Raw genomic sequence first — 15,295 nt, 5'->3', positions numbered from 1 at the left:
CTGCCCTACGCTGTCGCCGCACAGCCAATTTCAGGACACCGAACATGCCTACACTTTTCAACTGGAGCGCGACCCAAAAGCACGTCGCTTTCGCCAGCTTCTCAAGCTGGATGCTGGATGCCTTTGACTTCTTCATCCTCGTCTTCGTGCTGAGCGACCTCGCCAGCTGGTTTCATTCATCGGTTTCAGACGTCTCGATTGCCATCATGCTGACCCTGGCGGTCCGTCCTGTCGGCGCACTTATTTTTGGCCGGATGGCGGAAAAATATGGCCGCCGCCCGATCCTGATGCTCAATATTTTGTTCTTTAGCATCTTTGAACTGCTGTCTGCGTGGTCACCGACCTTCACCACCTTCCTGGTGCTGCGGCTGTTGTACGGCATCGCAATGGGTGGGATTTGGGGTGTGGCGTCGTCGCTGGCGATGGAAACCATTCCCGATCGCTCACGTGGCCTGATGTCCGGGATTTTCCAGGCGGGCTATCCGTGCGGTTACCTGCTGGCGTCGATTATCTTCGGCCTGTTCTACAGCACCGTGGGCTGGCGCGGCATGTTCCTGATTGGCGCCCTGCCAATTTTCCTGCTGCCGTACATCTGGTTTAAAGTGCCCGAATCGCCAGTGTGGCAGGCGGCGCGCGCACGCAAAGAGAGCACGGCGCTGCTACCCATTTTACGTAACCAGTGGAAGCTGTGCCTGTATCTGGTGCTGCTGATGGCCTGCTTTAACTTCTTCAGCCACGGCACCCAGGACTTGTACCCAACGTTCCTGAAAGTGCAGCACGGTTTTGACCCACACACCGTCAGCCTGATCGCCATCGGTTACAACATCGCGGCGATGCTCGGCGGGATCTTCTTCGGCTCGGTGTCGGAAAAAATCGGGCGGAAGAAAGCGATGATCATCGCGGCGTTTCTGGCGCTGCCGGTCTTGCCGCTGTGGGCCTTTTCGACCGGCTCGTTCAACATTGGGCTCGGCGCATTCCTGATGCAGTTTATGGTTCAGGGCGCATGGGGCGTGGTGCCGACCTATCTCAACGAACTGGTTCCCGCGAATGCCCGCGCGGTGCTGCCAGGGTTTGTCTACCAGCTGGGAAATTTGCTGGCCTCAGTGAACGCCACCCTACAGGCGCGTATCGCCGAAGCCAACGGCGGTAACTACGGGATGGCGATGGCGCTGGTCGCCGGGACAGTCGCCATTCTTATCTGCCTGTTTGTCGCCTTTGGTCGGGAAACGCGCGGGGTGGTGATTTCCGGCCATCAGCCTGAAGGGACCACTCACCGCGAGCAGCACATCCACTAGCCCGGCTGAAAGCCATCGCTGTACCAAATGTGCAGTAGTGCGTAGGAGCGCCAGGGCTGCCAGCGCTGTGCATATCGGCGGATTTGTGCTGGCGTCATGCCAGGAAAACGCTGTTTAATCAGGTAGTCGTCTGGCAGGAAAACGTCCTTCGCCTGCCAGCCACGCAGCGCATAGTAATTGGCGGTCCAGCGGCCAATCCCGGGAAACGTTTGCAGCGTTTTCATTGCCGCTTCCACATCGTGAGGCGGTAATAACGGTAGCTCCCCCGAAATGGCGGCCTGCGCCAGATGTATCAAGGCTTCGGCGCGCTTTAGCGGCATTCCCAGCGCTTTTAACGCCAGCGGATCGGCAACCACCAGCTTTTGGGGCGTCGGGAAACAGGTAAATTCCGGCGCCTCTTCAAGCGGTGTGCCGTAGGCTTTCGCCACCCGGCTGGTGAGCCTGGCGGCCATCGCCACGCTCACTAACTGCCCAAGAATCGCGCGTACCCCCTGTTCAAACGGATCAACACACCCCGGCAATCGCAGGCCCGGTCGCGCAGCGGCCAGTTCACCCAATGCCGCCAACACCTGCTGTGGCTCGCAGCGCAAATCGAAAAGTTGCTCAAGGCGTTGCAGACACTGCTCTTTAACCGGCTGCAGCCCATCGGAAAGCGTGACCACCAGCGTCTGAGTGGTGAGATCGGGCGTGGCGCGCATCAGCCCATGATGGCCGTCCAGCGAAAAACTGCGGGTATAGGTGTGATCGTCGAAGCGCTCAACGCCCTCTACGGTACGCCCTGCCAGAAAGCCGAACATCCAGGCCCAGTCATAAGGTGCTTGCCAGGGTAAAATGAACATTGTTTCTCCTCAATAAGTCTCCAGAGCATAACCGCTTGGCGCCATTCGCGCTTTGCTTTCATATTCCGGTTGTCGCCAGACCGACATTCCGCTAAAGTCTTCGCCCTTTCTTCACCGGCATGGGGAATTTACACAGTGTTTATTGGTTTTGACTACGGTACGGCAAACTGTTCAGTGGCCGTGATGCGCGGTGATGCGCCGCAGCTTTTAACTCTCGAAAACGGGAGCACACTGCTGCCCTCGATGCTCTGTGCGCCAACGCGTGAATCGGTCAGCGAATGGCTGTATCGCCAGCACGACGTTCCCGCGACCGGCACTGAAACCGAAGCGCTGCTGCGCCGGGCTATCCGCTACAACCGCGAAGAAGATATTGAGGTTCAGAGCAATAGCGTCCAGTTCGGTCTCGCGTCGCTGAAGCAGTACATCGACGATCCCGAAGAAGTGTACTTCGTCAAATCGCCAAAATCCTTCCTGGGCGCCAGCGGACTCAAGCCGCAGCAGGTTGCGCTGTTTGAAGACCTCGTATGCTCCATGATGCTGCACATTAAGCAGCAGGCAGAATCGCAACTATCAGAAAGCATTACTCAGGCGGTGATTGGGCGTCCGATTAACTTCCAGGGCCTCGGTGGCGATGACGCCAACGAACAGGCCCAGGGCATTCTGGAACGTGCCGCGCAGCGCGCCGGTTTCGCCGACGTGGTCTTCCAGTACGAGCCGGTTGCGGCGGGTCTGGATTTTGAAGCCACGCTGACCGCCGAAAAACGTGTGCTGGTTGTCGATATCGGCGGCGGTACCACCGACTGTTCCCTGCTGCTGATGGGGCCACAGTGGCGCGCTCGTCGTGAGCGTCAGGACAGCCTGCTCGGCCACAGTGGTTGCCGCGTAGGCGGTAACGATCTGGATATCGCGCTGGCATTTAAATGCCTGATGCCGCTGCTCGGCATGGGCGGCGATACTGAAAAAGGTATCGCCCTGCCAGTATTGCCATGGTGGAATGCCGTCGCTATCAACGACGTTCCGGCGCAGACCGATTTCTACAGTGCCGCCAATGGCCGCATGCTGCGTGACCTGGTGCGTGATGCCCGCGATTCGGACAAAGTAAACCTGCTGCTGAAAACCTGGCAACAGCGCCTGAGCTATCGCCTGGTACGCAGTGCCGAAGAGAGCAAAATCGCCCTTTCAGACAAAGAAGATATCACTACCGCGCTGTCGTTTCTGAGCCCTGAACTCGCCGCAGACATCAACCAGATGGGTCTGGAAGCTGCGCTGAATCAGCCGTTAACCCGTATCCTTGAACAGGTACAACTGGCGCTGGATAATGGTCGCGAAAAACCGGACGTCATCTACCTGACCGGCGGTAGCGCCCGTTCACCGCTGATCAAAAAAGCGCTGGCGCAGCAGCTGCCTGGGATTGAAATTGCCGGTGGCGATGATTTCGGCTCGGTCACGGCCGGTCTGGCGCGCTGGGCTCAGGTCATTTTTTCCTGAGTTTGCGAGCTGTCTCGTAAAGCGAGGATTGACTTTGCTGCTTTTTCGACCTACCGTTGAAGGCAAAGGGCGAGGGAGGATGACTCCCCCCTCTGGTCTCTTAGTATGCTGGCAAGCTAATGACTAAGAGCACGACCAGTATGATGACTACCTTCATCATATCCCTTTCCTTTTACAAAGCCCCAGCTTCGGTTGGGGCTTTCCCATTTTAGCCCCGTGCTAACATCCTTATCAGCCTCAATTAACATTCAAATGTGGCCGCCGCCGACTGTAGCGTGCTCGTCACTTGCTTCGCACAAATTTTCGCCAACCCTGCGAGCAGCCTCGTAAAACCCCCGTCATTCAGACGTTTCCAGACAGTACTTCATATTTCCTCCATCTTTCCGGGGTGTTCCGTTACTAAACTAGTATCATTCCGTGAAAGTTTTCAGGACGAGATACGTATAACGATGAAAGGCAGCAATAAATCGCGTTGGTTAGTCGCGCTGGGTGTGGTGGTGATTGCAGGTGTCGCCGTGTATTTTTGGCACAACAGCGGATCGTCTGATTCCGCGTCGTCTACTGCAGCACAGGGCCAGCATGCCGGTGGCGGTCGCCATGGCGGGCGTTTCAGCGGCGCCCTGGCTCCGGTTCAGGCGGCAACGGCCACCAGCGAAGCCGTGCCTCGCTACCTGACCGGGCTCGGCACCATCACCGCGGCAAACACGGTGACGGTCCACAGCCGGGTCAACGGCCAGCTGCTGGCGCTACACTTTCAGGAAGGTCAACAGGTGAAAGCCGGGGATCTACTGGCGGAAATCGATCCGAGCCAGTTCAACGTTGCTCTCGCACAGGCCCAGGGCCAGCTGGCAAAAGATAACGCCACGCTGTCCAATGCCCGCCGCGACCTGGCTCGCTACCAGCAGTTGGTCAAAACCAATCTCGTGTCTCGTCAGGAACTTGATACCCAACAATCGTTAGTCACCGAAAGCTTAGGCACCGTGAAAGCGGATGAAGCCGCCGTCGCCAGCGCGCAATTGCAACTCGACTGGACGCGCATCACCGCGCCGATTGACGGCCGCGTGGGCCTGAAACAGGTCGATATCGGTAACCAGATTTCCACCAGCGATACCACCGGGATCGTGGTGCTGACACAAACCCATCCGATTGACCTGATTTTCACCCTGCCGGAAAACGACATCGCCACGATAGTGAAAGCACAAAAAGCCGGGCAAAACCTGACCGTCGAAGCCTGGGACCGTACCAACAAACAGAAGCTGAGTAGCGGTTCGCTGCTGAGTCTGGATAACCAGATTGACGCCACCACGGGCACCATCAAGCTGAAAGCGCGCTTCAACAACATGGACGACGCGCTGTTCCCGAACCAGTTCGTTAACGCACGTCTGTTGGTGGATACCGAGCAGAACGCGGTCGTCATTCCTGCCGCTGCGCTGCAAATGGGCAACGAAGGCAACTTCGTATGGGTGCTGAACGATGACAACAAAGTCAGCAAACACATCGTGGTGCCGGGTATTCAGGACAGCCAAAAAGTGGTTATCACGGCAGGGCTTTCCGCGGGCGATAAAGTGGTCACCGACGGGATTGACCGTCTGACCGAAGGGGCGAAAGTCGAAGTGGTTGAAGCCCACGACGCAACCACAGAACAAAAACCGACGGCTGAGCACAGCGGCAAAAAAGGAGTTCGCTCCTGATGCACGTTTTACCTCCTGGCAATACGGGCGGGCCGTCACGTCTGTTTATCCTGCGCCCGGTCGCCACCACGCTGATGATGGTGGCGATTCTGCTCGCGGGGATTATCGGCTACCGTTTTTTGCCGGTCTCCGCCCTGCCTGAAGTTGATTATCCGACCATCCAGGTGGTCACGCTGTACCCTGGTGCCAGCCCGGATGTCGTCACCTCGTCGATCACCGCCCCGCTTGAGCGCCAGTTCGGGCAGATGTCCGGCCTGAAACAGATGTCCTCCCAGAGCGCAGGCGGTGCGTCGGTGGTGACGCTGCAGTTCCAGCTTGAACTGTCGCTGGACGTCGCCGAGCAGGAAGTACAGGCCGCCATCAACGCCGCCACCAACCTGCTGCCGAACGATTTGCCTAACCCGCCGGTGTACAGCAAGGTCAATCCGGCGGATCCGCCGATCATGACCCTCGCCGTTACCTCATCAGCCCTGCCGATGACGCAAGTTGAAGACATGGTAGAAACCCGCGTCGCGCAGAAAATTTCCCAGGTGTCCGGCGTCGGTCTGGTGACCCTCGCGGGCGGTCAGCGTCCGGCCGTGCGCGTGAAGCTGAATGCTCAGGCTATTGCGGCTCTTGGGCTGACCAGCGAAACCGTGCGCACCGCCATCACCGGCGCTAACGTCAACTCGGCGAAGGGTAGCCTCGATGGCCCAACCCGCGCGGTGACGCTTTCCGCCAACGACCAGATGCAGTCCGCCGAAGAGTATCGCAAGCTGATTATCGCTTACCAAAATGGTGCGCCGGTGCGCCTGGGCGATGTGGCGACCGTTGAGCAAGGGGCAGAAAATACCTGGCTTGGCGCATGGGCCAATAAGCAGCAGGCGATTGTGATGAACGTCCAGCGTCAGCCGGGTGCAAACATTATTTCTACCGCCGACAGTATTCGCCAGATGCTGCCACAGCTCACCAGCAGCCTGCCGAAATCGGTGCAGGTGAAGGTTCTGTCTGACCGCACCAACAACATTCGCGCGTCGGTCAATGACACCCAGTTCGAGCTGATGCTGGCCATCGCCCTGGTCGTGATGATCATCTATCTGTTCCTGCGCAACGTTCCAGCGACCATTATTCCCGCCGTGGCGGTGCCGCTGTCGCTGGTCGGCACCTTCGCGGTGATGGTGTTCCTCGATTTTTCAATTAACAACCTGACGCTGATGGCGCTGACCATCGCCACCGGGTTCGTGGTCGATGATGCGATCGTGGTTATCGAGAACATCTCACGCTATATCGAGAAAGGTGAAAACCCGATGGCCGCCGCGCTGAAGGGTGCGGGTGAAATCGGCTTTACCATTATCTCCCTGACCTTCTCGCTGATTGCGGTGCTTATCCCGCTGCTGTTTATGGGCGATATCGTTGGGCGTCTGTTCCGAGAATTTGCCGTCACGCTTGCCGTCGCGATATTAATTTCTGCCATTGTCTCGCTGACACTGACGCCGATGATGTGTGCGCGCATGCTGAGCCATGAATCCCTGCGCAAGCAGAACCGCTTTTCTCAGGCCAGCGAACGTTTCTTTGAGCGGGTGATTGCCGCTTACGGACGGATGCTCACCAAAGTGCTCAACCACCCTTGGCTGACGCTCGGCGTGGCGCTCAGTACCCTGGCGCTGTCGATTCTGCTGTGGGTGTTTATCCCCAAAGGCTTCTTCCCGATTCAGGATAACGGCATTATTCAGGGCACCTTGCAGGCCCCGCAGTCCGCGTCGTTTGCCAGCATGGCGCAGCGACAGGAGCAGGTTTCTGACATCATTCTGAAAGACCCGGCGGTGGAAAGCCTGACCTCATTCGTGGGCGTCGACGGCACCAACCCGGCGCTGAACAGCGCACGTCTGCAAATTAACCTTAAGCCGCTCGCTGACCGTGACGATCGCGTGCAGAAGGTGATTCGCCGTCTGCAGCACTCCATTGACCGCGTGCCGGGCATCGCGCTTTATTTGCAGCCGACGCAGGATCTCACCATCGATACCACCGTCAGCCGCACGCAGTACCAGTTCAGCCTGCAGGCCAACTCGCTCGATGCGCTCAGTGAATGGGTGCCGCAGCTGATGGCGAAACTTCAGACCTTGCCGCAGCTGGAAGACGTCAGCAGTGACTGGCAGGACAAAGGTTTGTCGGCGTACGTGAACGTTGACCGCGACAGCGCCAGCCGGCTGGGGATCAGCATGGCGGATGTCGATAACGCGCTGTATAACGCGTTTGGACAACGGCTGATTTCCACCATTTACACTCAGTCCAACCAGTACCGCGTGGTGCTGGAACACGACATCAGCGACACGCCAGGGCTTTCGGCGCTGGATAATATCCGCATCACCAGCAGCAGCGGCGGCGTTGTGCCGCTGAATACCATCGCCAAAGTTGAAGAACGTTTTGCACCGCTGTCGATTAATCACCTCGACCAGTTCCCGGTGACCACGATTTCCTTCAACGTGGCACAGGATTCCTCGCTGGGTGACGCGGTGCAGGCTATTACCGACGCGGAAAAAACACTAAACCTGCCGACCGATATCCGCACCGAATTCCAGGGCAGCTCCCTCGCCTTCCAGGCCGCGCTGGGCAGCACCGTTTGGCTGGTGCTGGCAGCGGTGGTCGCGATGTACATCGTGCTCGGCATTTTGTATGAGAGCTTCATCCACCCGATTACTATTCTTTCCACCCTGCCGACCGCGGGTGTGGGCGCGCTGCTGGCGCTGTGGGTATCGGGCAGCGAGCTCGACGTCATCGCCATCATCGGGATAATCCTGCTGATAGGCATCGTGAAGAAGAATGCGATCATGATGATCGACTTTGCGCTGGCCGCCGAACGTGAACAGGGAATGCCGCCGCGCGAAGCCATTTATCAGGCTTGTCTGCTGCGTTTCCGCCCGATCCTGATGACCACCCTTGCCGCGCTGCTCGGCGCGCTGCCGCTGATGCTCAGCACCGGCGTCGGGGCAGAGCTGCGTCGTCCGCTGGGGGTAGGCATGGTCGGCGGTTTGCTGGTGAGCCAGGTTCTGACCCTGTTCACCACACCGGTGATTTACCTGCTGTTTGACCGCCTGTCGCTGTACCTGAAAAGCCGACTACCCGCGCGTGAAGAGGAGGCGTAAGTGAAGTTTTTCGCCCTCTTCATTTACCGCCCGGTGGCGACGATGTTGATTTCACTCGCCATCACCCTGTGCGGCGTGCTCGGCTTCCAGCTGCTGCCGGTCGCCCCGCTGCCGCAGGTTGATTACCCGGTGATCATGGTCAGCGCCTCGCTGCCGGGTGCGGCACCGGAAACCATGGCCTCGTCGGTGGCAACGCCTCTTGAACGCTCGCTCGGACGCATCGCCGGGGTCAACGAAATGACCTCCATGAGTTCGCTTGGCAGCACGCGTATCATTTTGCAGTTTGATTTTGACCGCGACATCAACGGCGCAGCGCGTGACGTGCAGGCCGCCATCAATGCTGCGCAAAGCCTGCTGCCCACCGGAATGCCGAGCCGCCCGACCTATCGCAAAGCGAACCCGTCGGATGCGCCCATCATGATTTTGACGCTGACCTCGGACACCTATTCTCAGGGCCAGCTGTACGACTACGCCTCCACGCAGCTGGCACAAACCATCTCGCAAATCGACGGCGTGGGCGATGTGGATATTGGCGGCAGCTCCCTGCCCGCGGTGCGCGTGGACCTCAATCCACAGGCGCTGTTTAACCAGGGCGTGTCGCTGGACGACGTGCGTTCCGCCATCAACGATGCCAACGTGCGTAACCCGCAGGGGGCGATTGAAAGCCAGGGTCAGCGCTGGCAACTGGCGACCAACGACGAGCTGAAAACGGCGGAAGAATACAAGCCGCTGATCATTCACTACAACAACGGTTCTGCGGTGCGGCTAAGCGACGTGGCCAACGTCTCAGACTCAGTGCAGGACGTGCGTAACGCCGGGATGACCAACGCCAAACCGGCGATTTTGCTGATGATCCGCAAATTGCCGGAAGCCAATATTATTCAGACCGTGGACGCGATCCGCGCGCAGCTGCCGGAGTTGAAAGAGACCATTCCGGCGGCTATCGATATGCAAATTGCCCAGGACCGCTCGCCAACTATTCGCGCTTCGCTCGAAGAAGTCGAGCAAACGCTGGTGATTTCCGTTGGGCTGGTGATTCTGGTGGTCTTCCTGTTTCTGCGTTCGGGCCGCGCCACGATTATTCCCGCCGTGGCGGTGCCGGTTTCGCTGATAGGCACATTCGCCGCCATGTATTTGTGTGGCTTCAGCCTCAACAACCTGTCGCTGATGGCGCTGACCATCGCCACCGGGTTTGTGGTCGATGACGCCATCGTGGTGCTGGAAAATATTTCGCGCCATCTGGAAGCGGGTATGAAGCCGTTGCAGGCCGCGCTTCAGGGCAGCCGCGAAGTTGGCTTCACCGTGCTGTCGATGAGCCTGTCACTGGTGGCGGTATTCCTGCCGCTGTTGCTGATGGGCGGGCTGCCTGGCCGCCTGCTGCGCGAGTTTGCGGTCACGCTGTCGGTGGCGATTGGTATTTCGCTGGCGGTATCGCTGACGCTCACGCCGATGATGTGCGGCTGGATGCTGAAAGCGTCCCGTGGTCACGAGCCCACCCGCGATCGCGGCTTTGGTCGTTTGCTGGTGGCCATGCAGCGCGGTTACGGCAAATCGCTGAAATGGGTGCTGAATCACGCGCGCCTGGTCGGCGTGGTGCTGCTCGCCACCATCGCGCTGAACGTCTGGCTGTATATCTCCATTCCAAAAACCTTCTTCCCGGAGCAGGACACCGGCGTAGTGATGGGTAACATTCAGGCTGACCAGAGCATTTCGTTCCAGGCGATGCGCGGCAAATTGCAGGACTTCATGAAAATCATTCGTGAAGACAAAGCCGTGGATAATGTCACCGGCTTTACCGGCGGTTCACGGGTCAACAGCGGGATGATGTTTATCACCCTCAAGCCGCGCGGCGAGCGCAACGAAACAGCGCAGCAGGTCATCGACCGTCTGCGTAAAAAACTCGCCAAAGAGCCTGGTGCGAATCTGTTTTTGATGGCGGTACAGGATATCCGCGTCGGCGGACGCCAGGCCAATGCCGGTTATCAGTACACGCTGCTGTCGGATAATCTCGCCGACCTGCGAGAGTGGACACCTAAAATCACCGCCGCGCTGGCGAAGCTGCCCGATCAACTGGCGGACGTGAACTCCGATCAGCAGGATAACGGCGCCGAAATGGATTTGGTTTACGACCGAGAGACCATGTCGCGGCTCGGCATAAACGTTGAAGATGCCAACAGCCTGCTGAATAACGCCTTCGGCCAGCGGCAGATTTCCACTATTTATCAGCCGCTGAACCAGTACAAAGTGGTGATGGGCGTCGACCCGGTTTACACCCAGGACATCAGCGCCCTGGACCAGATGTTCGTGATTAACAGCGACGGCAAAGCGATTCCGCTCTCTTACTTTGCCAAATGGCAGCCCGCCAACGCGCCGCTGTCGGTGAACCATCAGGGACTGTCGGCGGCCTCGACGGTGTCCTTCAACCTGCCGACCGGTAAATCGTTGTCGGAAGCCAGTGACGTTATCGACAAAACCATGACCCAGCTTGGCGTGCCGCCGACCATTCGCGGTAGCTTTGCCGGTACGGCGCAGGTGTTCCAGCAGACTATGAACTCGCAGGTGATCCTGATTCTGGCGGCCATCGCCACGGTCTACATCGTACTCGGGATATTGTATGAGAGTTACGTTCACCCGCTGACCATTCTGTCAACGCTGCCTTCCGCCGGAGTCGGTGCGCTGCTGGCACTGGAATTATTCGGCGCGCCGTTCAGCCTGATTGCGTTAATCGGTATCATGCTCTTAATAGGCATCGTGAAGAAAAACGCCATCATGATGGTCGACTTCGCCCTTGAGGCGCAGCGCAACGGTAATCTGTCGCCGGAAGAAGCCATTTTCCAGGCCTGTTTGCTGCGTTTCAGACCGATAATGATGACCACGCTGGCGGCGCTGTTTGGCGCGCTACCGCTGGTGCTTTCGGGCGGTGATGGCTCCGAATTGCGCCAGCCGCTGGGGATAACCATCGTCGGCGGTCTGGTGGTGAGTCAGTTGTTAACGCTGTACACCACCCCGGTGGTGTACCTGTTCTTCGACCGTCTGCGACTGCGTTTTACGCGTAAGAGCCAGGCCCTGGTTCCAAATGGCAAATAAAAGAGCCCTAATGGGCCAGGATCTCATTCTCGTCAACCGATAACAGAGTCATTATGGAAGAGCTGCCTGCCAGCGTGCGCTGGCAACTGTGGATTGTGGCGTTCGGCTTCTTTATGCAGGCGCTGGATACCACCATCGTCAATACCGCCCTGCCCTCAATGGCAAAAAGCCTCGGGGAAAGTCCGCTGCACATGCACATGGTGGTGGTTGCCTACGTGCTGACGGTGGCGGTAATGCTGCCCGCCAGTGGCTGGCTGGCGGACCGGGTCGGCGTGCGCAATATCTTCTTTACCGCCATCGTGCTGTTCACCGCGGGTTCGGTATTTTGTGCCAGCGCCAACACGCTTAACGAGCTGGTGATGGCGCGCGTATTACAGGGTGTCGGTGGCGCAATGATGGTGCCGGTTGGCAGGCTGACGGTGATGAAAATCGTCCCACGCTCGCAGTACATGGCGGCGATGACCTTTGTCACCATTCCCGGCCAGGTCGGGCCATTACTCGGCCCGGCGCTCGGCGGGATCCTGGTGGAATACGCCTCCTGGCACTGGATTTTCCTGATCAACATTCCGGTCGGCATTGTCGGGGCGATAGCCACGCTATGGCTGATGCCAAACTACACCATGCAGACCCGGCGTTTTGATATTTCAGGTTTTATTATGCTGGCGCTGGGAATGGCGACACTCACCCTCGCGCTCGACGGGCAGCGCGGGCTGGGCATTTCATCGCTGACCCTGGCGGGGCTTATCGCCGTCGGCGCGCTGTCGCTGCTGTTTTATCTCTGGCACGCGCGCAAAAATGACAACGCGCTGTTCAGCCTCAATTTATTCAACACCCGCACCTTCTCGCTCGGGCTGACGGGCAGTTTCGCCGGACGCATCGGCAGCGGAATGTTGCCGTTTATCACTCCGGTCTTTTTGCAGATTGGCCTTGGTTTTTCACCGTTCCACGCCGGGCTGATGATGATCCCGATGGTGCTTGGCAGCATGGGCATGAAGCGCATAGTGGTACAGGTGGTGAACCGCTTTGGCTATCGCCGGGTGCTTATCTGCGCCACGCTGGGCCTCGCGCTCATCAGCCTGTTGTTTATGACGGTCGCGCTGATGGGCTGGTACTGGCTGCTGCCGCTGGTGCTGTTCCTGCAAGGGATGATTAACTCCAGCCGCTTCTCGTCCATGAATACGATGACGCTGAAAGATTTGCCGGATGACCTCGCCAGCAGCGGGAACAGCATGTTGTCGATGGTGATGCAGCTGTCGATGAGTATCGGCGTCACGGTGGCGGGCCTGCTGCTCGGGATGTACGGCCAGAATCATATCAGCATCGACAGCGCGGGTTCCCATCAGGTCTTTTTGTATACCTACCTCAGCATGGCGGTCATCATCGCACTTCCGGCGTTGATTTTTGCCCGTGTGCCTGACGACATCAGCAAAAACGTAATTATTGCACGACGCAAAAGGAGCAAGCCGTGAAAGTCTGGCGCCCCGGCATTACTGGAAAACTGTTCCTCGCCATCCTCACCACCTGCATCGTGCTGCTGATCAGCATGCACTGGGCGGTGCGACTGAGCTTTGAGCACGGCTTCATCGACTATATCAAGCGCGGTAACGAACAGCGGCTACAGATGCTGAGTGATGCCCTCGCGGAGCAGTACGCCACCCACGATAACAACTGGAAATTCCTGCGCGGCAACGATCGGTTTGTGTTTCAAATCCTGCGCTCATTCGAACACGATGCGTCTGACGATAAGCATGGCCCCGATGACCGAGGTGGACCGCCAGATATGCCGCCTCATGGCTGGCGCACCCGGTTCTGGGTTATCGATCAGCATGCCAAAGTGATGGTCGGCCCGCGCTCCCCTGTGCCGCCGGACGGCACCCGCCGCGGCATTCTGGTGAATGGTGTGGAAGTGGGCGCGGTCATCGCCTCCCCTGTCGAACGTTTGACCCGTAACACCGATATTAATTTCGACCGCCAGCAGCGGCGCTCAAGCTGGATGATTGTAGTACTGTCGACGCTGCTGGCGGCGCTGGCGACGTTCCCGCTGGCGCGCGGACTGCTGGCTCCGGTCAAACGTCTGGTAGAAGGCACGCACAAGCTGGCTGCCGGGGATTTCTCGACCCGCGTGACCGCCACCGGGTCGGATGAACTGGGGCGTCTTGGGCAGGACTTTAACCAGCTCGCCAGCACGCTGGAGCGCAATCAACAAATGCGCCGTGACTTTATGGCCGATATTTCCCACGAGCTACGCACCCCGCTGGCGGTGTTACGCGGTGAGCTGGAGGCGATTCAGGACGGCGTGCGCAAATTCACCCCGGAATCCGTGGCCTCGTTGCAGGCGGAAGTCGGCACCCTGACCAAACTGGTTGACGACTTGCATCAGCTTTCTATGTCCGACGAAGGCGCGCTGGCGTACCAGAAAACCTCCGTCGATATTATCTCTTTGCTGGAAATGGCCGCGGGGGCCTTCCGCGAACGCTTCGCCAGCCGTGGGCTGTCCATCCGTCTCAAGCTACCGGAGAGCGCCACCGTATTCGGCGACCGCGACCGACTGATGCAGCTGTTTAACAACCTGCTGGAAAACAGCCTGCGCTACACCGATAGCGGCGGACAGCTGCACATTTCAGCCGAAAAATCCGCGCATAACCTGACCCTGGCCTTTGCCGACAGCGCGCCGGGCGTCACCGACGACCAGCTGACGATGCTCTGCGAACGCTTCTACCGCACCGAAGGATCGCGCAACCGGGCCAGCGGCGGCTCAGGATTAGGCCTGGCGATTTGCGTCAATATCGTCGCCGCACACGGCGGCACGCTGAGTGCCGGGCATTCGCCTTTTGGCGGGGTAAGCATTAAAGTAGAACTCCCTCTGGACCGCGATTTACCAGGAGCCGTATGACCGAATTACCGATTGATGATAAGACCCCACGCATCCTGATTGTCGAGGACGAACCCAAGCTGGGACAGCTGTTGATTGATTATCTGCTGGCGGCCAACTACGCGCCGACGCTGATTAATCACGGCGACAAAGTGCTGAGCTATGTGCATCAGACCCCGCCGGATCTGATTCTGCTGGATTTGATGTTGCCGGGCACCGACGGCCTGACGCTGTGCCGCGAAATCCGCCGTTTCTCCGAGGTGCCGATTGTGATGGTCACCGCCAAAATCGAAGAAATCGACCGTCTGCTGGGGCTGGAAATCGGTGCGGATGATTACATCTGCAAACCGTACAGCCCGCGTGAAGTGGTGGCACGTGTGAAAACGATCCTGCGCCGGTGCCGTCCGTACCGCGAGCTGCAAGCCATGGACGCCGAAAGCCCGCTGATTGTCGATGAAAGCCGCTTCCAGGCCTCCTGGCGCAACAAGCTGCTGGACCTCACGCCCGCCGAGTTCCGCCTGCTGAAAACGCTGTCTCAGGAACCGGGTAAAGTGTTCTCGCGTGAGCAACTGCTTAACCACCTTTACGATGATTACCGCGTGGTCACCGACCGCACCATCGACAGCCACATCAAAAACTTGCGCCGTAAGCTCGAAGCGCAGGACGCCGAACAGTCATTTATTCGCGCGGTGTATGGTGTTGGCTACCGTTGGGAAGCCGATGCCTGCCGCCTGACGTAACGCGCATCTACGGCGCCTCGCCTGAACTGGCCGCCCCTTTGGGCCAGTGCAAGCGAAGCGCCACGCGGTCTTCCCTGACACGCAAAGGTTTACTCCCCTCCCCCGCAGCGCTACAATTCCCGCCCTTAATGTAGGGGAACCTCCCCGATCGCTTCCCCGCG

Annotated in this window: 10 protein-coding genes; 8 read left to right on the top strand and 2 right to left on the bottom strand. The window is 58.7% G+C overall.

Annotated elements, in window-relative coordinates:
• Window positions 1-44 precede the first annotated feature (44 nt).
• A complete protein-coding gene (locus MUU51_RS16810; protein ID WP_258968171.1) occupies window positions 45-1,295 on the top strand; it encodes an MFS transporter in 1,251 nt (416 codons plus the stop codon).
• Here the strand turns inward: MUU51_RS16810 and alkA are convergent.
• Window positions 1,292-2,134 carry a DNA-3-methyladenine glycosylase 2 gene (gene alkA / locus MUU51_RS16805; RefSeq protein ID WP_258968170.1) on the bottom strand — a complete coding sequence of 281 codons (843 nt, stop codon included), beginning with the start codon at window positions 2,132-2,134 and terminating at the stop codon, window positions 1,292-1,294. The genes MUU51_RS16810 and alkA overlap by 4 nt on opposite strands.
• A gap of 135 nt (window positions 2,135-2,269) precedes the next feature.
• Here alkA and yegD point away from each other — a divergent pair, with 135 nt between their 5' ends.
• On the top strand, window positions 2,270-3,622 hold the full coding sequence (gene yegD, locus MUU51_RS16800) for a molecular chaperone (RefSeq protein WP_159775596.1): 1,353 nt from the start codon (window positions 2,270-2,272) through the stop codon (window positions 3,620-3,622).
• 100 nt (window positions 3,623-3,722) lie between these two features.
• Here the strand turns inward: yegD and MUU51_RS22220 are convergent, their stop codons facing one another.
• Window positions 3,723-3,782, bottom strand: coding sequence for a type I toxin-antitoxin system Ibs family toxin (locus MUU51_RS22220; RefSeq protein ID WP_125354338.1), 60 nt, complete (start codon window positions 3,780-3,782; stop codon window positions 3,723-3,725).
• Window positions 3,783-4,071: 289 nt separating this feature from the next.
• Here MUU51_RS22220 and MUU51_RS16795 point away from each other — a divergent pair, with 289 nt between their 5' ends.
• The 6 genes from MUU51_RS16795 to baeR are packed head-to-tail and all read left to right on the top strand — an operon-like array spanning window position 4,072 to window position 15,134.
• Window positions 4,072-5,313 carry an MdtA/MuxA family multidrug efflux RND transporter periplasmic adaptor subunit gene (locus MUU51_RS16795; protein ID WP_258968169.1) on the top strand — a complete coding sequence of 414 codons (1,242 nt, stop codon included), beginning with the start codon at window positions 4,072-4,074 and terminating at the stop codon, window positions 5,311-5,313.
• Entirely contained in the window at window positions 5,313-8,435 is a 3,123-nt protein-coding gene (locus tag MUU51_RS16790) for an MdtB/MuxB family multidrug efflux RND transporter permease subunit (protein WP_159775600.1), read from the top strand. The genes MUU51_RS16795 and MUU51_RS16790 overlap by 1 nt, the downstream gene beginning before the upstream one ends.
• On the top strand, window positions 8,436-11,522 hold the full coding sequence (gene mdtC, locus MUU51_RS16785; protein ID WP_258968168.1) for a multidrug efflux RND transporter permease subunit MdtC: 3,087 nt from the start codon (window positions 8,436-8,438) through the stop codon (window positions 11,520-11,522).
• A 53-nt stretch (window positions 11,523-11,575) separates the two neighbouring features.
• Complete coding sequence (locus tag MUU51_RS16780; protein ID WP_159775604.1) at window positions 11,576-12,991, top strand: MFS transporter; 1,416 nt, start codon at window positions 11,576-11,578, stop codon at window positions 12,989-12,991.
• Entirely contained in the window at window positions 12,988-14,415 is a 1,428-nt protein-coding gene (gene baeS / locus MUU51_RS16775) for an envelope stress sensor histidine kinase BaeS (RefSeq protein ID WP_159775606.1), read from the top strand. The genes MUU51_RS16780 and baeS overlap by 4 nt, the downstream gene beginning before the upstream one ends.
• Window positions 14,412-15,134 (top strand): envelope stress response regulator BaeR, encoded by a 723-nt coding sequence (gene baeR / locus MUU51_RS16770; RefSeq protein ID WP_159775608.1) that lies wholly within the window; start codon window positions 14,412-14,414, stop codon window positions 15,132-15,134. The genes baeS and baeR overlap by 4 nt, the downstream gene beginning before the upstream one ends.
• The last annotated feature ends 161 nt before the right edge of the window (window positions 15,135-15,295 follow it).

Origin of the sequence: Scandinavium manionii (assembly GCF_024764775.1) — a bacterium.
GTDB lineage: Bacteria > Pseudomonadota > Gammaproteobacteria > Enterobacterales > Enterobacteriaceae > Scandinavium > Scandinavium manionii.
Note: the sequence above shows the minus strand (reverse complement) of the source record. Positions and strands in the feature narration are given on the sequence as shown.

What these genes read in the sequence shown, in the direction of transcription:
- baeR (WP_159775608.1), top strand. Translation starts at nt 14,412, where the DNA reads ATGACCGAATTACCGATTGATGATAAGACCCCACGCATCCTGATTGTC.
- MUU51_RS16790 (WP_159775600.1), top strand. Translation starts at nt 5,313, where the DNA reads ATGCACGTTTTACCTCCTGGCAATACGGGCGGGCCGTCACGTCTGTTT.
- MUU51_RS16780 (WP_159775604.1), top strand. Translation starts at nt 11,576, where the DNA reads ATGGAAGAGCTGCCTGCCAGCGTGCGCTGGCAACTGTGGATTGTGGCG.
- MUU51_RS16795 (WP_258968169.1), top strand. Translation starts at nt 4,072, where the DNA reads ATGAAAGGCAGCAATAAATCGCGTTGGTTAGTCGCGCTGGGTGTGGTG.
- alkA (WP_258968170.1), bottom strand. Translation starts at nt 2,134, where the DNA reads ATGTTCATTTTACCCTGGCAAGCACCTTATGACTGGGCCTGGATGTTC.
- MUU51_RS16810 (WP_258968171.1), top strand. Translation starts at nt 45, where the DNA reads ATGCCTACACTTTTCAACTGGAGCGCGACCCAAAAGCACGTCGCTTTC.